The sequence below is a fragment of the Ensifer sp. LC384 genome (genome assembly GCF_001695865.1).
Taxonomy (GTDB): Bacteria; Pseudomonadota; Alphaproteobacteria; order Rhizobiales; family Rhizobiaceae; genus Ensifer.
On sequence record NZ_MBST01000009.1, the window covers coordinates 23,192 to 40,823 of the forward strand.

At 61.2% G+C, this 17,632-nt stretch carries 18 protein-coding genes; 17 read left to right on the forward strand and 1 reads right to left on the reverse strand.

Annotation, left to right across the window (positions count from 1 at the left end; all coding sequences use genetic code 11):
• Positions 1-10 precede the first annotated feature (10 nt).
• From BC363_RS10090 to BC363_RS10165, 16 genes are all read left to right on the forward strand, one after another.
• Positions 11-889, forward strand: coding sequence for a branched-chain amino acid ABC transporter permease (locus tag BC363_RS10090; protein ID WP_065784761.1), 879 nt, complete (start codon positions 11-13; stop codon positions 887-889).
• A complete protein-coding gene (locus BC363_RS10095) occupies positions 889-1,932 on the forward strand; it encodes a branched-chain amino acid ABC transporter permease (RefSeq protein WP_065784762.1) in 1,044 nt (347 codons plus the stop codon). The genes BC363_RS10090 and BC363_RS10095 overlap by 1 nt, the downstream gene beginning before the upstream one ends.
• Before the next feature lie 57 nt (positions 1,933-1,989).
• The gene (locus BC363_RS10100; RefSeq protein ID WP_065784763.1) at positions 1,990-2,775 is read left to right on the forward strand and encodes a glutathione S-transferase N-terminal domain-containing protein; all 786 of its coding nucleotides are present in this window, start codon (positions 1,990-1,992) and stop codon (positions 2,773-2,775) included.
• Between the two features lie 30 nt (positions 2,776-2,805).
• Entirely contained in the window at positions 2,806-3,732 is a 927-nt protein-coding gene (locus tag BC363_RS10105; RefSeq protein WP_244519835.1) for a dioxygenase, read from the forward strand.
• Entirely contained in the window at positions 3,729-4,493 is a 765-nt protein-coding gene (locus tag BC363_RS10110; RefSeq protein WP_244519836.1) for an SDR family oxidoreductase, read from the forward strand. The genes BC363_RS10105 and BC363_RS10110 overlap by 4 nt, the downstream gene beginning before the upstream one ends.
• On the forward strand, positions 4,493-5,371 hold the full coding sequence (locus tag BC363_RS10115; RefSeq protein WP_065784764.1) for a 3-keto-5-aminohexanoate cleavage protein: 879 nt from the start codon (positions 4,493-4,495) through the stop codon (positions 5,369-5,371). The genes BC363_RS10110 and BC363_RS10115 overlap by 1 nt, the downstream gene beginning before the upstream one ends.
• Before the next feature lie 30 nt (positions 5,372-5,401).
• Positions 5,402-6,406, forward strand: coding sequence for a zinc-binding alcohol dehydrogenase family protein (locus tag BC363_RS10120; RefSeq protein WP_065784765.1), 1,005 nt, complete (start codon positions 5,402-5,404; stop codon positions 6,404-6,406).
• Positions 6,407-6,415: 9 nt separating this feature from the next.
• A complete protein-coding gene (locus tag BC363_RS10125; RefSeq protein ID WP_083222579.1) occupies positions 6,416-6,748 on the forward strand; it encodes a cupin domain-containing protein in 333 nt (110 codons plus the stop codon).
• Positions 6,749-6,800: 52 nt separating this feature from the next.
• Positions 6,801-7,358, forward strand: coding sequence for a gamma carbonic anhydrase family protein (locus tag BC363_RS10130; protein WP_065784767.1), 558 nt, complete (start codon positions 6,801-6,803; stop codon positions 7,356-7,358).
• A 46-nt stretch (positions 7,359-7,404) separates the two neighbouring features.
• A complete protein-coding gene (locus tag BC363_RS10135; protein ID WP_065784768.1) occupies positions 7,405-8,466 on the forward strand; it encodes an alpha/beta fold hydrolase in 1,062 nt (353 codons plus the stop codon).
• A gap of 152 nt (positions 8,467-8,618) precedes the next feature.
• Complete coding sequence (locus BC363_RS10140; RefSeq protein ID WP_065784769.1) at positions 8,619-9,863, forward strand: acyl-CoA dehydrogenase family protein; 1,245 nt, start codon at positions 8,619-8,621, stop codon at positions 9,861-9,863.
• 35 nt (positions 9,864-9,898) lie between these two features.
• Positions 9,899-10,651, forward strand: a complete 753-nt coding sequence (locus BC363_RS10145; RefSeq protein WP_065784770.1) for an electron transfer flavoprotein subunit beta/FixA family protein — start codon at positions 9,899-9,901, stop codon at positions 10,649-10,651.
• Positions 10,648-11,586, forward strand: coding sequence for an FAD-binding protein (locus BC363_RS10150; protein WP_065784771.1), 939 nt, complete (start codon positions 10,648-10,650; stop codon positions 11,584-11,586). The genes BC363_RS10145 and BC363_RS10150 overlap by 4 nt, the downstream gene beginning before the upstream one ends.
• 49 nt (positions 11,587-11,635) lie before the next feature.
• A complete protein-coding gene (locus BC363_RS10155; protein ID WP_065784772.1) occupies positions 11,636-12,673 on the forward strand; it encodes a helix-turn-helix domain-containing protein in 1,038 nt (345 codons plus the stop codon).
• Complete coding sequence (locus BC363_RS10160; protein ID WP_065784773.1) at positions 12,670-13,149, forward strand: 2Fe-2S iron-sulfur cluster-binding protein; 480 nt, start codon at positions 12,670-12,672, stop codon at positions 13,147-13,149. Before BC363_RS10155 ends, BC363_RS10160 begins: the two co-directional genes overlap by 4 nt.
• The gene (locus BC363_RS10165) at positions 13,146-15,248 is read left to right on the forward strand and encodes a molybdopterin cofactor-binding domain-containing protein (protein ID WP_065784774.1); all 2,103 of its coding nucleotides are present in this window, start codon (positions 13,146-13,148) and stop codon (positions 15,246-15,248) included. The genes BC363_RS10160 and BC363_RS10165 overlap by 4 nt, the downstream gene beginning before the upstream one ends.
• A gap of 287 nt (positions 15,249-15,535) precedes the next feature.
• Here BC363_RS10165 and BC363_RS10170 read toward each other — a convergent pair whose 3' ends face one another.
• Positions 15,536-16,435 carry a LysR family transcriptional regulator gene (locus BC363_RS10170; protein WP_065784775.1) on the reverse strand — a complete coding sequence of 300 codons (900 nt, stop codon included), beginning with the start codon at positions 16,433-16,435 and terminating at the stop codon, positions 15,536-15,538.
• A gap of 117 nt (positions 16,436-16,552) precedes the next feature.
• Between BC363_RS10170 and BC363_RS10175 the strand changes: the two genes are divergently transcribed.
• Positions 16,553-17,485, forward strand: coding sequence for a VOC family protein (locus tag BC363_RS10175; RefSeq protein WP_065784776.1), 933 nt, complete (start codon positions 16,553-16,555; stop codon positions 17,483-17,485).
• Positions 17,486-17,632: the final 147 nt, after the last annotated feature.

Consider the following 17,632-nt stretch of genomic DNA (forward strand, 5'->3'; position numbering starts at 1 on the left):
GAGGGAAGACATGTCAGAAATCATACAAGTCACAATTTTGGGGTTGGCGCTCGGCGGCGTCATCGCGCTGATGGGTTCGGGCCTGTCGCTCGTGTTCGGCGTGATGCGCATCGTCAATCTCGCACATCCATCACTGATCATCGCGGGCGCCTATGTCACCTATTGGGGCTTCAAGCTCTGGGGCGTCGATCCGATCGTCATGCTGCCGGTCGCCTCGCTGATCATGGCGGCAATCGGCGTCCTCCTCTACCGCCTGATGTTTGCACGGGAGGCAAAAAGCGCGCGCTACTCGGAAATGACGGTGCTTTTGACCTTCGCCCTGGCAATGATGGTCGAGGGACTTCTGGGTGGGCTGTTCACCAATACGCAGCGCGTTACCTCGCCAGACTATGCAACGGCTGCGTTCTTCATCGGTGACGTCTTCGTTCCGAAGGGGCAGCTCTACGCCGGTATCGTTTCCATCGTCATCATCGCCAGCCTCAGCCTGTTCCTGAAGTATTCAAGGCTCGGCTATGCCATCCGGGCGACGACGCAGAACCGCGATGCGGCAGAGCTTCTCGGGGTCAACGTCAACTTCATCAGCGTCCTCGCATTCGCCATCGGCATCGGACTTGCCGGGGCCGCCGGATCGCTCGTCAGCTTCGTCTTCAGCTTCTTCCCCGCCAAGCAATGGGAATGGATTGCGATGCTGATGTCCGTCGTCGTGCTCGGTGGCATGGGAAGCATCCTCGGCACGGTGATCGCGGCCTTCTCGCTTTCGATCATCGCCGCCTTCGTCGGTACCTGGGTGGGTGCGACCTGGTCGACGATGACCTTCTTCCTCGCCCTGTTCGTCATTCTGCTGGTACGGCCGCAGGGCCTGTTCGGCGAAAAACCGGAGTTGGCATAATGGCCCTCAGTTTCCAGAACACCAATGCCGACGACGTGCTCGCCGCGCGCCGCGCCCACAATGAACGGCTTGCCCGCAGAGCCGACCAGAAACGAGCGACCTGGTTCCCCGTCGCCCTGCTCCTGGTCCTTGCGGCCCTGCCGCTCCTGCAGCTTACCGGCAACTACAACTATGTCCTTCATCTTGTCCTGTTCACCGCTTCCTATGTCGTGATGGCGTCGGGGTGGAACATCCTGGGCGGTTTTGCTGGCTACGTCTCGCTCGGACACGCGGTGTTCTTCGCGATCGGGGGATATTTCTCCGGCATGCTGCTCGCACGGCTCGGCATCTCCACCATCCTGACGGCGCCGCTCGCCGGTCTCGTCGCGGCCATCGTCGGCTACCTCATTGGTCTCATCACGTTGAAAGTGCGCGGTCCGAGCTTCATCATCTCTTCGATCGCATTGTTGATGATCGTGCGCATTCTCTTCGATCACTGGACCTTCGTTGGCGGCGCCAACGGCCTGTCCTTGCCGATCAACGACCTGCCCGTGCTGTGGGCGAAAGTTCCCTACTACTACGCCTTCATCGCGATGGCCGCCTTCACGGTCTGGGCGACTTACCGGATCAAGCATTCCAAGTTCGGGCTCGGTCTGCGCGCGATTTCCAAGGATGAGATCAAGGCCGAAAGCGCTGGTATCAATACGCGCTTCTACAAGGTCCTCGCCTTTGCTTTGTCCGCCTTCTTCGTGGGAATGTCCGGTGCAGTGTGGGGCGAATACCTCACCTACCTGCGTCCCAACATCTTCCTGATCATTCTGGTGTCGGCCAACCTCGTGCTCATGTGCATCCTGGGTGGCAAGGGCACGATCGCCGGTCCGGTCATCGGTGCGATCCTGATCGTCGCCATCAACGAACTCTTCGTGGCTACCATGGGGGCTTCCGAGATCAACATCCTCGGCACTGGCCTGGTCATGGCGGTCGGCCTGATGTTCTTCCCGCTCGGAGTCATCGGGACACTGGCGCGAAAAGACAAGTTGCCGCGGTTCCTCAACTGGGACTGATGACGACCAGAGCGGGTCACCGAGACCATCACCGTTAGAACTCCGGGAGTTACGACAATGACGGAATTCGTTCTCTACAACGCGCCGCAGTCAACCTGCAGCCAGCGCGTCCGGTACGTGCTGCACGCCAAAGGCCAGGCGTTCGAAGAAAGAAGGTTGGATCTCTTTCGCGGCGACCAGCTGAGCCCGGACTATCTCGCCATCAACCCCAACGGCGTGGTGCCAGCGCTGGTGCACGACGGCATGGCTGTGACGGATTCAGCCGTCATCATCGAGTATCTCGAAGACATCCTGCCGGATGTCGCCCCCCTTCGCCCGGCGACACCACTTCGCGCCGCGGAGATGCGAGCCAAGATGCGCTTCATAGACGAGGTGCCGACGCCTGCGATCCGCGTTCCTTCCTATAACCTCGCCTTCCTTCCGCATTTCCAGTCGATGAGCGATGCGGAGTTTCAGGCGCTTTGCGACAGCAAGCCGCTCAGGCGCGAATTCCTGATGAAAATGGGCAAGACCGGGTTTCCTGAAGCCGAGATGGATGAGGCTCTGGGACGGCTGCAACGCGGCATCGACCGCATGGCGCGATGGCTTGAAGACAGTGGCGGTCCATGGGTGATGGGACGCGAGATGACGCTTGCCGATATCGCCATCATGCCCGTCATTGTCCGTATGGCCGACATCAATCTGTCCGCCATGTGGCGGGCCTATCCGGCAATCGCCGCCTGGCTTGCCGCGTTTCAAGCGACCGCAGCCTATGCCAAGGCCTTCTACCACGGCTCGCTGCTCACCGAAAAATACCCGCACCTGAATATAGCACAAAAGGGCACCGAGCCAGCCGTGGCCTGACGCCGTTGCAATGACGATTGGAGACTGACCATGAACCACATGCACATTGCTCGGAAGCTGATATCACGGGAAGGGGACGTTACTCCCGTCGTGCTTGAGGCGATGGCCAATACGAGCGACCCTCGCCTCAAGCAGGTCATGACGTCGCTGGTTTCGCACCTGCATCAGTTCGTCCTGGAGGCGCGCCTGACGGAGGAGGAGTTCGAGTTCGGTCTGCGTTGGATCGCGGCTCTCGGACACCACACCCACGAGAGCAACAACGAGGTCGTGCTCGCGGCTGACGTCATCGGCGTCTCAACCCTCATCGATCTTATCAACAACAACGGCATGCAAGGCGAGACCATGTCGGCGCTGCTCGGACCGTTTTATCGGGGCCACGCGCCGCATTGCGTCTCTGGCGAATGCATCGCGCGATCAGAGACCCCGGGTGCCGGCCTGGTGTTCACGGGCCGGGTGATCGGTGCCCAAGGCTATCCGGTCGAAGGCGCGACACTGGACGTCTGGCAGGCATCGCCGGTCGGGCTCTACGAGAACCAGGACGAGAGCCAGGGCGACTTCAACCTGCGCGGAAAATTCACGACCGATGCGGACGGATGCTTTCATTTCGTATCAGTCAAGCCCGCCGGCTATCCGGTTCCCACCGACGGTCCCGTCGGCGATCTGCTGCGAGCCCAGCAGCGTGCTCCGATGCGGCCTGCCCACATCCACTTCATCGTTTCTGCCCCAGGACACAAGACCCTGGTGACGCAGATTTTCGCCGACAGCCAAGACGCCCTGCTTGCCGATGTGGTCTTCGGTGCCAAGCAGCAGATCGTCGGCGATTTCGTGCGCCACGACAGGCCGGATGTCGAATTCCCCGGCATGAAGGCACCGTTCTACACATGCCGCTATGACTTCAAGCTGGTGCCGGGAACGCCGAGCTATCCCATCCCTCCGATCTCGGGGAAAAAGGCATGACGACGATGTCACGTGCGGGCCAGCCCCTTGAAGGCAAGGTCGCAATTATCGTCGGAGGGTCGGGCGGCATTGGCCAGGAGACCTGCAGGCAGGCAGCTTCGGCCGGCGCCCGCGTGGTCGTCGGTTATCGCGCTGGAAAGGAACGGGCAGAAGAGTTGGCCGCCAACCTGGCAGGGACCGGGCATCTGGCATTGCCGGTCTCGATAGAGCAGACGGCGAGCATCGAGGCTTTCCGCGACCGCGCGCTTGAAGCGACGGGACGCGTGGACATCCTCGTCAATGCTGCCGGTGTCACGAAGCCGGTTCCCCATGCCGATCTCGACGCCCTGACCGACGAGCTCATCGACCAGATATTCATCAACAACTGGCGCGGCGTGTTTGCCACCATCCGCGCCTTTGCACCGGCCTTGCGTGCTACCGGTGACGGTCTCGTCGTCAATGTGTCATCGATCGCCGCCTTCACCGGTATCGGCTCGAACGTTGCCTACTGCGGCGCCAAGGCGGGCCTCGACATCATGGCGAATTCGCTTGGACGGGCGCTCGCGCCGGAAATTCGTGTCCTGACGGTTTCGCCGGGTGCCGTCGACACGCAGTTCGTACCCGGGCGCGGCAAGGAGTTCAACGACAAGGTCGCTTCAACGACACCGCTCAGGCGGATCACGTCTCCGGCCGATGTCGCCGACGCGATCCTTGCCTGCGCCACACACTTAAGGTTTTCGACCGGCGACAGGATCGTCGTCGATGGGGGAAGGCATCTGTAATGCAGCCAAACGTCATCATCACCTGTGCCGTAACCGGCAACCTGACCACACGGGAGCACCATCCGGGTTTGCCGGTAACGCCCGAGGAAATCGCAAACGCATGCCTGGAAGCCGCCGACGCGGGCGCGGCCATCGCCCATATCCACGTTCGCGACCCGGAGACCGGCAAACCGTCCATGGAGCTGCGATACTACCGAGAGGTAATCGAGCGCATCAGGGCCAAGAACAACGCATTGATCCTCAACGTCACCACCGGACCCGGGGGGCGTTATCATCCGTCCGAGGAGAACCCTGCCGTCGCGGGCCCGCGAACCACATTGATGCGGCCGGAAAAGCGCGTCGAGCACATCGTTGCCCTGAAGCCTGATATCGCAACGCTCGATCTGAACACCATGACCTTCGGATCGGAGGTGGTGATCAACACGCCCGGCAATGTGAAGATCATGGCCGAGATTATCAACGACGCCGGCTCGAAGCCGGAACTCGAGGTCTTCGATACCGGTCATATCCTGCTTGCACAGGATCTCTTGTCCGCAGGCGTGCTGAAGTCGCCGGCGATGTTCACGATCGTGACCGGCGTCAAGTACGGTTTCCCGTCCACCCCCGACGTGATGGCGCTTGCCGCACGCATGCTACCCCGAGATGCGGTGTGGACGGGCTTCGGCGTTGGGCGAATGTCGTTTCCGATGGCCATGCAGGCCTATCTGCTGGGCGGCCACGTTCGCGTCGGCCTTGAGGACAATTCCTACCTCACCAAGGGCGTGCTGGCGAAAGGCAATGGCGAGTTGGTCGAGCGCGCCAAGGACCTGATCGTCAAGCTCGGGGGACAGATTGCCAGTCCGTCGCAAGCACGCGCCATGCTCGGGCTTTCTGCCTGAAAAGATCGTTAAAATTCAAGGAGGCAAAAAATGAACATTCAGGTGGACACCAAGGCAGCCAAGGCCCTGAAAGTCACGGAGAAATCGCCCGATCTGGACAATCTTCGGATCGATCTCGTCGATGTGACCGTCCCGCGTCACGGCCCGGGACAAGTCCTGATCGAGATCGTCGCGGCCGGTGTTAACCCGAGCGACGTCAAGGCATCGCTCGGGCACATGCCGCATGCTATCTGGCCGCGCACCCCAGGGCGTGATTTCGGCGGGATCGTGCGGGAAGGCCCGTCCGCCATGATCGGCATGGAAGTCTGGGGCGGTGGCGGCGAACTCGGCATCACCCAGGACGGCAGCCACGGCAAGTGGATGGTTCTTGACCAGAAGGCCGTTCGGGCGAAGCCTGCGAACTTCACGATGGAAGAGGCAGGTTCGATCGGCGTCCCCTTCATCACCGCCTTCGAGGGACTGCGCGAGGCCGGCGGCGTCCAGCCGACCGATGTCGTTCTGGTCTGTGGCGGCAACGGCAAGGTCGGGCAGGCCGTCATCCAGCTTGCCACCATGGCCGGGGCCAAGGTCTTCGCCGTCGAATACAACGAGCAGCCTCTGTTGGCCCACACCAACGCACCGGTCGAGATGCTCAACAGCGCAACGGACGACATAGCCGCGATCGTGCGCGAAAAGACCGGCGGACACGGTGCCGACATCGTCTTCAACACGGTCGGCAGTCCCTACTTCGAGATTGCCAACAATGCCATGGCCAAGCAGGCCCGCCAGGTGTTCATTTCGACCTTCGACCGCTCGGTGCCTTTCGATATCTTCAATTTCTTCAGGGGGCGGCACAAGTATATCGGCATCGACACGCTTGCGCTTTCCTCTGTCGAAGGCGCCCGCATTTTCGACAAGCTGCGGCCGAAATTCGAGGAAGGAAAGCTGAAGCCGTTCCCGATAAATCCCGCCACCTGTTACGGTCTTGCCGATGCCGCCAAGGCCTATGCGTCGGTGCTTCGAGGTACCCCGGAACGGGTTCTTCTCAAGCCTTGAGGGCCGGTCGTGCAGGTTACACGCTACAGTGACGCGCGACGCTACGATGCACCGGAGCATTACGACATGCGCTGTCTGCGTCTTCAGGGCAAGGAGGCGACGCAGACCGATACGATCTGGGTTGGTCTGTCGCATTTGCTTCCCGGCGGATACACGTCGCTCAAGGACGCGGCGGTGGAAAAGATCTACATCGTCGTTGCCGGAGAGGTTACCGTTGAGACCTCGACGGACACGGTGACGCTCGGCTTCCTCGACAGCTGTCGGCTCGCGCCAGGGGAGGCGCGGGCGCTTGTCAATCGCACCAACGCGCCGGCCTCCATCCTTTTGGCCATGCCGACATGAGTGCCGCTGTCACAGGCCCGCGACTTCTGCGGGATGAGCAATGGAAAATGTGATGAACGGTTCGGGCCTTTATCGTCTGGGATCTCTCGCCCCGGCCGTCCCGGGCGACGGCCGCTTTTACCTGGCGCCCGGTGCGATCGTTATCGGTGACGTGCGCATCGGACGGGACGTCAGCATCTGGTTCAACGCGGTGCTGCGAGGCGACAATGAGCCGATCGTCCTTGGTGACGGCAGCAACATCCAGGATGGATGCGTCATCCACACGGACCCCGGCTATCCCGTCGAGATCGGCGAGGACGTGACCGTCGGGCACAACGCGACGATCCATGGATGCCGGATCGGCAAGGGCAGCCTGATCGGAATGGGAGCGACGGTGCTGAACGGCGCCCAGATCGGTGCCCGGTGTCTGATCGGTGCAAACTCGCTCGTGCGGGAAGGCATGGTGGTCCCGGACGGCTCGCTCGTCGTCGGTATCCCAGCCCAGATCGTGCGCGCCCTGAACGCTGACATGGCCGGCAAGCTTATGCTGGCCGCGGCGCGGTATCGGGCAAAGTCCGAGACCTATCCCAAGGAGCTTCGCGCGATTGGCCTCGACCGCGACGGACCCTGACAATTCCCCGGTTCGTTTGAACTTTAAGTGGTGCGGGAGGTGAGACATGGACCAGCAAGAGAACCGTCTTCTAAGCGTGGTCGAGCATTGGCTGCCGCGTATTGAGGTGGCGGGCATTCCCTCGCCCACCGCAAGGGCGGTCATCGAACGTGCCGGCGTCTGGGAGAACTGGCTTGCTGCGTGGAGCGAGGAAGGGGAGCGGCATGCCGAAATGGCCGCTGATGCCCTGGCCGTCGGTCGCCGAGTAACGGCAGGCGAAGCTTACGCGCGCGCCAGCCTGTTTTATCACTTCGGCCAGTTCATGGCGTTCGACGACCTGGCGGCCAAGGAAAAGGCATCTGCAAGAAAGGTCGAACTCTATCGACTGGCTGCCCCTTTGCTCGATCCGCCAGGCGAAATACTCGACATTCCGTTCGAGGGCGGCGCGCTGCGGGCCTGCCTGCGTCTTCCCCCGGGTGGCGGCAGCTATCCGCTCGCGCTGATCGTACCCGGGTCGGATTCGACCAAGGAGGAGTTTCCGGCTCTCGAACGGCACTTCCATGCACGCGGTATCGCAACCTTGTCGCTAGACGGTCCGGGGCAGGGGGAAGGGCGTGTGTTCGGTCCCTTGCGGCCGGATCTCGCTGACGCCCTTGCCGCGGCGATGAGGGTGGTCGAAGGGCGAGAAGGATTGTCGGGAGAGGTCGGTCTCGTCGGCATGGCGTTCGGCGGCTTTCTCGCGCTTCGAGCCGCGGCATCGCTTCCAGATATCGTCGGCGTCGTCTCGATCAACGGCTTCTTCGATCTCGGCAGTTTTTGGCCCGATTTGCCGCAGGTCTATCGGGACAACATGCGCTTTGCGCTCGGCGGTGAGGACATCCGCGAGAGCGCCGAACGGTTCACGCTTCGTGGCCGTGCCGCACCGGACGCGCCTGCGCTCATCCTTCATGGTGGCCGCGACCGGATCTTTCCGCCTGCCGAAGCGAGGAAATGTGCTGAAGCCTGTGCGAGGGGCGCCGAAATCCACGTGTTTCCCGAAGGCAATCATGTCTGCAACAACATCTCCTGGCTCTACCGCCCGCTCGTTGCCGATTGGTTGAACGACCGGTTTTCCGGCCAAAAGCGATAGGTGCGTTCTCTGATAGTCCACGTCGAATTGGACGATAGTCCACCAGAAGAGGACGTCACGACCTGATCCACTTCTAAGGCCGGTGCTAGCAATAAAACGGTGGGAGGAAGGCACTCAATGCCTGCCGAAGTTGCACTTTAGGGAGCGTGAACATGATCTACGCCGATGACGGCTCATTGTCCCAGGAACAGAGATTGATGCGCGACAGTTGCCGCGCCTTCGTCGATGATGCGGTGACCCCCTTCATCCGGTCGAACTGGCAGCGCGAGTGGGACATGAGCCCTGGAGAACGGTTGCCACGGTCTATCCTGGAGGGCGCTGAGACCATCGGCGTGCGCACGCTCGGCGTGCCGGAGGCCCATGGCGGCGTCGACCTTGAGCACGACACCGAAGTCAGAACCTTCGCGCTCATCTCCGAGGAAATCGCCCGTGGCGATTCCGGCTTAGCCGACAAGCTCGTGCAGAACTGGAAGGTGTCGATCCTCCTGCGCGAATTCGCGCCGAAGCATCTGCAGGACAAGTGGTTTCCGCGGCTCCTGGCCGATCCGCAATTTCTCCTGGCCCATTGCCTGACCGAGCCGCGTGGCGCGTCCGATCGCTGGCTGCCCTACAATGTTCCGGAGGCAGCCATGCACACCAAGGCCGTGCTGAAGGATGGGCACTGGGTCATCAACGGGCGCAAGCAATTCATCTCGAACGGATTTGATGCAAGCCTCTACGTCGTCTACGCCAACACCGATACTTCGGTCGGCATGCTGCAAGGCACCTCGAGCTTTCTCGTCCCGCGCGACACGCCGGGTCTGACCGTTACCAAATGCAACGAGACCATGGGCTGCCGCTTCATGAACAACGGCGAACTGGTTTTCGAGGATTGCCGCGTTCCCGCCGACCACCTGCTCGTCCAGAACACGGCGCTTGGCAGCGCCGGCAAATACTTCCGCGCCGGCAAGATCATCCAGGCGGCCAAGAACCTTGGCGTCGGCGTTGCCTGCTTCGAGCGCACCGCGGACTATGTCCAGAACTACGTCCAGGGCGGCCGCATCCTCATCAAGCATCAGGCGGTTGCCCTGCGGCTTGCCGATATGGCCACGCGCATCGAAGCCGTGCGCTCGCTCATTGAGCGCGCCTCGCGCGCCGTCGACGAGGGCCACCCCGACATGGATGCGTTGTGCAACATGGCCAAGGTCTATGCATCCGAGGAAATCATGAAGGTCGCCACCCACGCGCTTGAACTGCATGGCGGCAACGGCGCCATGCTGGAGTTCGGCATCGAGAAGCTGTTCCGCGACGCGGCGATCTTCCTGCACATGGATGCGACCGTCGATGTCAGCCGGATGAAGATCATCAAGACGATGTTCCCGGCGACGGCCGGAAAATACGCTGGTCCTGAAAACTAGCATTTCCAGCCGCTGTCCAAATGGGAGGGAGACAGATGAGGATCATGGTTGCGGTCAAGCGGGTCGTCGACCCCAACGTCAAGGTGAGGCTGCTTGCCGATGGAAGCGGCATCGACCTCACGGGACTCAAGATGACGATGAACCCCTTCGACGAGATCGCCGTCGAGGAGGCGGTCCGGTTGAGGGAGTTGGCTATTGCGAGCGAGGTCCTCGTCGTCTCCATCGGCCCGGATAAGGCAACGGAGACACTGCGCACCGCGCTTGCGATGGGAGCCGACCGCGGCCTTCTCATCAAGACGGATGCTCCGATCGAGCCGCTGTCGGTTGCCAAGCTCTTGAGGGCGGCCGCGATCGAGGAAAAGCCGGATCTGATCTTGCTTGGCAAACAGGCAATCGACGACGAATGCAATCAGACCGCTCAGATGCTGGCCGCTCAACTCGGCTTGGCGCAAGGCACCTTTGCCTCGAACCTGGCCGTCGAAGGCGATGCGGTGACGGTCACGCGTGAGGTCGATGGCGGTTCGCAGACCGTGCGATTGGTCCTGCCCGCGGTGATCACGGTCGATCTTCGGTTGAATGAACCGCGCTATGCATCGCTGCCCAATATCATGAAGGCGAAGAAGAAGCCGATCGCGGAACGGCAGCCGGCAGATTACGGCATCGTCGTTGAGCAACGGTTGGAAATCGTTCGGCTGGAGGAGCCGGCCGGGCGTCTAGCCGGCATAAAAGTTGGCTCGGCGACGGAGCTTGTCGAACGGTTGCGTAGCGAAGCGGGAGTCCTGTCATGAGTGTGCTTGTTCTTGCCGAACACAACGGCTTGGTCCTTGACGACGCCACCGCCCGAGCGGTGACGGCCGCCATTCTTGTCGATCCGGACGTCCATGTCCTCGTCGCCGGACGGGACTGCGGCGCCGTGGCAGCGAGGGCGGCGACGCTTGCGGGAGTCGCGAAAGTCCTGATTGCCGACGATGGCGATCTCGCAGACCAGCTTTGTGAGCCGCTCGCTGCATTGATCGCAGGCCTCGGAGAACGCTACGACGCGTTCGTCGCGCCGACAACGACGTTGGGCAAAAGCGTGATGCCGCGGGTGGCGGCCCTGCTCGACGTGATGCAGATTTCCGACGTGATCGCCGTCGAGGCACCGGATCGCTTCCGCCGTCCGATCCATGCAGGCAACATCATCCAGACGGTGCGGTCAAGAGACAGCAAGAAGGTCATGACGATCAGAACCTCGGCATTTTCTCCCGCGCCCAGCGAGCACGCAAAGCCGATAGAACCCGTAAACTTTCAGCGTGGCCCCCATTTGTCCTCATTCGTTGCCAAGGTCATGGCACGTTCGGATCGTCCGGAACTGACCTCGGCGCGCATCGTTGTGTCCGGCGGAAGGGGACTTGGCTCGGCCGAGAATTTTGAGGCGGTCCTGGCTCCCCTTGCCGATGCGCTCGGCGCTGCACTTGGCGCAAGCCGGGCTGCGGTTGATGCCGGCTTCGTGTCCAACGATCTCCAGGTCGGGCAGACCGGCAAGATCGTCGCTCCCGATCTGTACATCGCCTGCGGCATCTCGGGCGCCATTCAGCATCTCGCGGGCATGAAGGATTCGAAGGTGATCGTTGCGATCAACAAGGATCCGGAAGCGCCGATATTTCAGGTCGCGGACTATGGCCTGGTTGCCGACCTCTTCGAAGCTGTCCCGGAGATTCGGGCGGCCATGCCGGCAGGATAGTGAGATACTGGACGCAACACTGTGAGTGATCGGGCAGATGGGAGGTATCATGAAGCGGGCGGTCAAGAAGCATAATACCGGCGAGGCTTCGGATCGAATCGACGACATGTCGGCGCCTTTCCGCTCCTATGCTCTGGAGCGATCCGGCGAACCGCGTTTTCACGTTCGATTGGTCGAGAAAACCCAGCGCCTCTATCCCGCACACAAGCACGATTACTTCCAGATCATTTACTTCATGACGGAGGCGCCGACGGCGCGGATCGGCCTGACGTCTTGTAAGCCACGGGCGGGGTCGATCTATTTCATCGCTCCGATGGTTCCGCATCAGATCCGCTTCGACCTGATGACACGATGCATCGTACTTTATTTCGATCTCGACTTCCTGAGGCCGGCCATCACGCGGACCTATCCGACCGCCGAGCTTGTTCGATTGGCGCCGGAGTTGACGCCATTCGTCTGGCAGGGGCACATCGACTTCAACCTCGACAGCACACAGATGGCGCGCGTCGAGCAGGCTTGCCGTTCCATGATCGATCAATACGGCGGCGAACGCCTTTGTGCCACCGAGATGATCAGGGGTGAGCTCGCGCTGATGCTGGCAAGCATCTGCCAGAGCTATGAAACGTCATTCAACGAGTTGTCGCCTCTTTTGCCCGCCATCGGTCGCGATAGCGGTAACATGCGTCGGATCGCCGATTTCATTTCCGACAATTATCTAAAGGGGCCGACGCTCGAAGAGGCGGCCAAAGCGGTGCGGCTTTCGCGAAGCCGGCTCTGCTCGCTGCTCCGACAATATTCCGGCACGAGCTTCAATGCGCTCATTCGGCAGATGCGGATCGAGGATGCAAGGGAGCGGCTTGTCCTTACCGACGAAACGATCAGCCAGATCGCCTATGCGGTCGGTTACAACGACGAAAAGTACTTCCTGCGCGCCTTTCGCAAGTCCGTCGGAATGACGCCAACCGCCTATCGACTCAAGCAGGCAAAGGCCAATGTGAGGGCGACCGCCGCCACCTTTGCCTTTCCGCAAGCAGGTGCGTCGCAGCGAGCCGCTGCCAAGGCAGGCAAGGTGGGCGGGCAACAATGACCAATCGGGTCCAATGCCAGATCAATGGTGCCGAGGTCTCCTTCGAGGGGCGCCTCGATGAGCCGCTCCTGTTGGCGCTGCGAAACCGGCTTGGCTTGAAGGCGAGCCATTTCGGGTGCGGCCTGGAACAATGCGGCGCCTGCGTCCTCAGCGTCGATGGGCAGGCCCGCTATTCATGCGCCTTGCCCGTATCGTTTCTGGATGGTGCGTCGATCGTCACCCCGGAGGGGCTAGCCGACGATCCGGTCGGTCGTGCTCTTCTTGAAGCCTTTGACGCCGAGCATGCCGGCCAATGTGGATATTGCCTCTCCGGTATCGTCATGTCCGCGTTCGCCTTGTTGAAAGCGAACAGGTCTCCGACACGTGAGGCAGTGATCGAAGCGCTTGATCGCCACCTTTGTCGCTGCGGCGCCCACGGCGGCATCCTGCGCGCCGTCGAGCGCGCTGCGAAGGGCCTGGCGGAGGCGAGCCGATGACCGCTGCTTCAACGCCGAAGAGCCTTAAGGACAATCCCATCCTTGCCCGCTGGATTTCGTTCGAGCTACCCGGAAAGGTCCTGATCAGACCGGGAAAGGTCGAGCTTGGACAAGGCATTCTGACGGCGCTTGCTCAGATCGTTGCCGAGGAACTGGATCTGTCCCTTGGACAGATCGAGGTTTGCTCGGCAGACACTGCCGTCTCACCGGACGAAGGGATCACTGCCGGCAGCCAATCGATCGAAGTGTCGGGCGCCTCGTTGCGGCTCGTGGCCGCGCATGCGCGCGCTGAGCTGTTTCAAACAGCTTCAAGACGTTTGCAGGCTGCTCCCGAAATCCTGTCTTGCAGAGACGGTGTGTTTTTCAGGGGCGTGGAGCCGGTCGGGCTCGATTTCTGGACGGTGGCTGCAGATGTCGATTGGACCAAAGCTGTCGAAGGGCCGATTGCGGTAAGGGCGGCAGCCGATTACGCGATCGTCGGTACCAGCCCGCCGCGTCTCGACTTGGCTGTCAAAATTTCACGCGGTGGGTACATTCACGACATCGCGCTCGAAAACATGCTGCATGCGCGCGTCGTCCGGCAGCCCTTTCGCCTTGCCAGGCTGACCAACACCGACACGGCCTGGCTTTCGAAACACTATCCGGGCGTCGAGTTGCTATGCAGGCAGGACTTTGTCGCTCTTGTCGGGCCCGATGAATTCGATGTTCAGTCCGCGCAGGCAGATGCCGACGCGTTCCTGACCTGGTCGGAGGAACCCGGGCGTTGGCAGCCGGCAGAGACGGCGGGCGAAATGCGTGCGGTGATCCGCGATGGCGAAGTCCCGCTATCGATGACAAATCTGGCCCTTAGAGCCCGCTACTCGCGCGGCTATGTCGCCCATGGGTCGATCGCACCCAGTTGTGGTCTCGCATTTTATGAACATGGGCAACTGTCGGTCTGGACGCATTCCCAGGGAATTTTCGCTCTTCGGGACCAGATTGCGGCTTGTCTCGGCTTCGACGTCGCCAACGTTCGCGTCGTCCATGCCCATGGTGCAGGTTGCTATGGTCATAACAGCGCGGATGATGCGGCGTTGGATGCAGCGATTATCGCTGTCGATCACGCCGGGATCCCGGTTCGCGTGCAATGGTCGCGCCAGGACGAACTCAGCCGTGCACCGTTGGGAGCGGCGATGTCGGCAGAGATCGGCGCCGCGCTCGATGCCGCGGGAAGCATATCGGCCTGGAGGATGTCTGTGGTCAGCGCGCCCCATGCGCAGCGTCCGGGTTTCGGTGGTCATGTCAACCTGACCTCGGCCGAGGCGCTCGACGTACGCCGGCTTCCTGGCCGGGTCGAGGATTTGCCGGATGTGGCCGGCGGCGGCGCATCGCGCAATGCTGTGGCGATTTATGATTTTCCGAGCCATGAGGTGTGTGTCGCCCTCGATACCAGCAGTTCGGTTAGGACCTCGTCACTGCGATCATTGGGAGCGCACCTCAACGTGTTCGCAATCGAATCCGCGATGGACGAACTTGCCGAGATCGCCGCAGCCGACCCGCTTGAGTTCCGGCTGCGTCACCTTCGCGATCAACGCTGCCGCGCGGTTCTTGAAGGTGCCGCCAAGATGAGTGGTTGGCCCGGTAGCCGGCTGGCTGGAGAGGGGCAGGCTCTGGGCATCGGCGTTGCGCGCTACAAGAACAAGGGCGCATGGCTTGCGGCCGTTGCGGAGGTGACGGTGGACGAGGCGGTCCGGGTGGAGCGTCTTTGGTTGTGCGTTGATGCCGGCTTACTGATCAATCCGGAAGGTGCGCGAAACCAGATTGAAGGTGGCGCCATACAAGCCATCAGCTGGACGCTGAAGGAGGCGATCAGCCTTGAGAATGACCGCGTGCCAGCGCTCGACTGGCAAAGCTATCCGATCCTGCGGTTCTCCGACGTACCGCAAATCGAGACGCGCTTCATCGTCGATCGCGGCAGTCCGCCACTTGGCGCGGGTGAGGCGTCGCAAGGTCCGGTGGCCGCCGCGATCGGAAACGCGGCGTCGCGAGCGCTGGGGGTGCGCCTGCGGGATCTGCCGCTGACGCGCGAGCGACTGATCCAGATCCTCACAGACAGCTGAACACACCCGGCGCGACTTGTCCCCACAGAACTGGCTCGGTTTGTCTGAACAGTTCGGGGCGTTTTGCTATTGCATAATTCCTTAAATCGGATCCGATTTAAGGATAAAATTATGCAGCAAGTTTAAAGTGTTACAGCGTCCTTTGCGCGTCAGATTTGACGCGCGGCGCTGTAAGTGGATTTCCGCCTCGAATATGCTGCGGCCTTCATTGGCGTCAGCGCATTGACTGGAGTTGCCCCATAAAAACCGGACAAGATCTCGTCCGCGCAAAATTCGGCCCGTGGAGGTCAGTGAACTGCAACCATAAATCCCGGAACCTGTTGCTCAAAAAACTTCGAGAACGAGGCGATGCGTGGCGGCAGCGCCTGATAGGGCGGATAATAGAGGGTCAGCCACAGATCCTGTGGTGCCCATCCTTTGAACACATGCACCAGCCGTCCGGTCCGCAGATGTTCGGCGATGTGAAAGCCCGGAAGTAGCGCCACGCCCGCACCGTCAGCCGCCATGTCGGCGAGAACCTCGCCACTGTTGGCGCTGAAGCCGCGACCTGCTGATATTGTTACGGATGAACCACCGTCTGAAAGAACCCAACTCTCTCGACGGCTCTCGTCACTGTAAGCGAGGCACTCGTCAGGCATCAGTTCGCTGGGGTGGTTGAGGTCTGCGAACCGACTGCCAGGTGCTGCGACCAGCATGCGCGGTATGGCGCATATCTTTCGCCAGATGGTGAACTTGTCGGAAGGCTGCGCGGAGATGCGGATCGCCAGATCATAGTCATCGTCGACGATATTCACGAGCCCGTCCGAAAGGGAAATCTCAAAGCCCATCTTGGGATAGAGTTCTTTGAATCCCGACAGGATGGGAGGCAGGACGGTTTTTCCCAGCCAGGTCGGAGCACTGATCCTGAGACGACCTTCATCCGCCTTGTTGGCGTTCATCACGTCGCGTCGTGCGCTCTCGAGCGTTTCCACGGCGGGCTGAATTTGGGCGGCGAAAATCGCACCGTCCGTCGTGAGCGACACTTGCCGGGTGGTCCGAACGAACAATTGAACGCCAAGATCAGCCTCAAGTGCGGCGATCGCTCGGGTCACCGCGGCGGGCGTCATGTCGAGTTCGCGGGCGGCCTGCGCGAAGTTCCTCTTTTCGGCGGCCATCAGGAAGGTGCGAAGAGCTTTGTAGTCGTTCATCTCATTATTTCAAAAATCGCAATTCATTCGAAATTAATATTGCAATTCCGTCGTCGCGGCAATCTGCGTAGATTTGTTTTCAGCAGCCAACACCAGACAAACGCAGGAAACACGGTCATGATCAAGGATATCAAAGGACTTCATCATGTGACGTCCATGGCGTCGGACGCCCGGCGGAACAACACGTTTTTCACGAATACCCTCGGTCTGCGAAGGGTGAAGAAGACCGTCAATTTCGACGAGCCGAGCGTCTACCATCTATACTATGGCGATGAAATGGGCGCAGCCGGAACGGTGATGACATACTTCCCTTTCGATCACATCATGCGCGGCCGCCCCGGCGTCGGAGAAGTTGGCGAAACCCAGTTTTCGGTTCCTAAGGGGTCGCTGACCTATTGGAAGGACCGGCTGATATCGCAGGGTGTCGGCGGCATCAAGGTCGACACGATCTTCGGTGCCAACCGCCTGCGGTTCAGCGGCCCGGACGGCGACGGATTGGCGCTGGTCGAAAAGGTCGAGGACGCTCGCTCTCCCTGGGCCGCCGCGGGCGTGCCGGCCGGTGCCGCGATCCGTGGCTTTGCCGGCACCAGATTGAGCCTGCACGATACCGCAGCCATGGAGGAGCTTCTCGGTTTCATGGGGTATGAGCGAGCAGAAAAGGAAGGCAACGTCACGCGCTTGGTGATCCCAAATGGCAACGGCGCCGATACGATCGATCTCGAGGCTCTGCCGCAAACGCCGTTCGCTCGCCAGGGGGCCGGCTCGGTACACCATATCGCATTTGCCGTGGCTGACCGGGCGGCACAGCTTGAGGTTCGCAAGGCGTTGATGGATACGGGCTATCAGGTGACGCCGGTCATCGACCGCGACTACTTCTGGGCGATCTATTTCCGCAGCCCCGGCGGCGTCCTGTTCGAAATCGCAACCAACGAGCCTGGGTTCGATCGTGACGAGGATACCGCACATCTCGGCGAGGCGCTGAAGCTGCCCGTACGCTACGAACCCTTGCGCGACCGGATTGAGGCAGGCCTCGCTCCGCTTGCAGCGTAGCGAACGAACTCCCGCGGGCCGCCCCAGGCGGTCCGCCTCTCTTCCACTTTGAGGCTTCGGACGAACTGCGGAAACACCGGCGTCCGATCGGCCGAGCCTATTCAGTTCCCAGCCCGCCGCCCAAACGGCACATAACTCACGAAGGAG

What these genes read in the sequence shown, in the direction of transcription:
- BC363_RS10120 (WP_065784765.1), top strand. Translation starts at nt 5,402, where the DNA reads ATGAACATTCAGGTGGACACCAAGGCAGCCAAGGCCCTGAAAGTCACG.
- BC363_RS10175 (WP_065784776.1), top strand. Translation starts at nt 16,553, where the DNA reads ATGATCAAGGATATCAAAGGACTTCATCATGTGACGTCCATGGCGTCG.
- BC363_RS10170 (WP_065784775.1), bottom strand. Translation starts at nt 16,435, where the DNA reads ATGAACGACTACAAAGCTCTTCGCACCTTCCTGATGGCCGCCGAAAAG.
- BC363_RS10160 (WP_065784773.1), top strand. Translation starts at nt 12,670, where the DNA reads ATGACCAATCGGGTCCAATGCCAGATCAATGGTGCCGAGGTCTCCTTC.
- BC363_RS10140 (WP_065784769.1), top strand. Translation starts at nt 8,619, where the DNA reads ATGATCTACGCCGATGACGGCTCATTGTCCCAGGAACAGAGATTGATG.
- BC363_RS10105 (WP_244519835.1), top strand. Translation starts at nt 2,806, where the DNA reads ATGAACCACATGCACATTGCTCGGAAGCTGATATCACGGGAAGGGGAC.
- BC363_RS10150 (WP_065784771.1), top strand. Translation starts at nt 10,648, where the DNA reads ATGAGTGTGCTTGTTCTTGCCGAACACAACGGCTTGGTCCTTGACGAC.
- BC363_RS10090 (WP_065784761.1), top strand. Translation starts at nt 11, where the DNA reads ATGTCAGAAATCATACAAGTCACAATTTTGGGGTTGGCGCTCGGCGGC.
- BC363_RS10095 (WP_065784762.1), top strand. Translation starts at nt 889, where the DNA reads ATGGCCCTCAGTTTCCAGAACACCAATGCCGACGACGTGCTCGCCGCG.
- BC363_RS10115 (WP_065784764.1), top strand. Translation starts at nt 4,493, where the DNA reads ATGCAGCCAAACGTCATCATCACCTGTGCCGTAACCGGCAACCTGACC.
- BC363_RS10100 (WP_065784763.1), top strand. Translation starts at nt 1,990, where the DNA reads ATGACGGAATTCGTTCTCTACAACGCGCCGCAGTCAACCTGCAGCCAG.
- BC363_RS10135 (WP_065784768.1), top strand. Translation starts at nt 7,405, where the DNA reads ATGGACCAGCAAGAGAACCGTCTTCTAAGCGTGGTCGAGCATTGGCTG.
- BC363_RS10145 (WP_065784770.1), top strand. Translation starts at nt 9,899, where the DNA reads ATGAGGATCATGGTTGCGGTCAAGCGGGTCGTCGACCCCAACGTCAAG.
- BC363_RS10165 (WP_065784774.1), top strand. Translation starts at nt 13,146, where the DNA reads ATGACCGCTGCTTCAACGCCGAAGAGCCTTAAGGACAATCCCATCCTT.
- BC363_RS10130 (WP_065784767.1), top strand. Translation starts at nt 6,801, where the DNA reads ATGAACGGTTCGGGCCTTTATCGTCTGGGATCTCTCGCCCCGGCCGTC.
- BC363_RS10155 (WP_065784772.1), top strand. Translation starts at nt 11,636, where the DNA reads ATGAAGCGGGCGGTCAAGAAGCATAATACCGGCGAGGCTTCGGATCGA.
- BC363_RS10110 (WP_244519836.1), top strand. Translation starts at nt 3,729, where the DNA reads ATGACGACGATGTCACGTGCGGGCCAGCCCCTTGAAGGCAAGGTCGCA.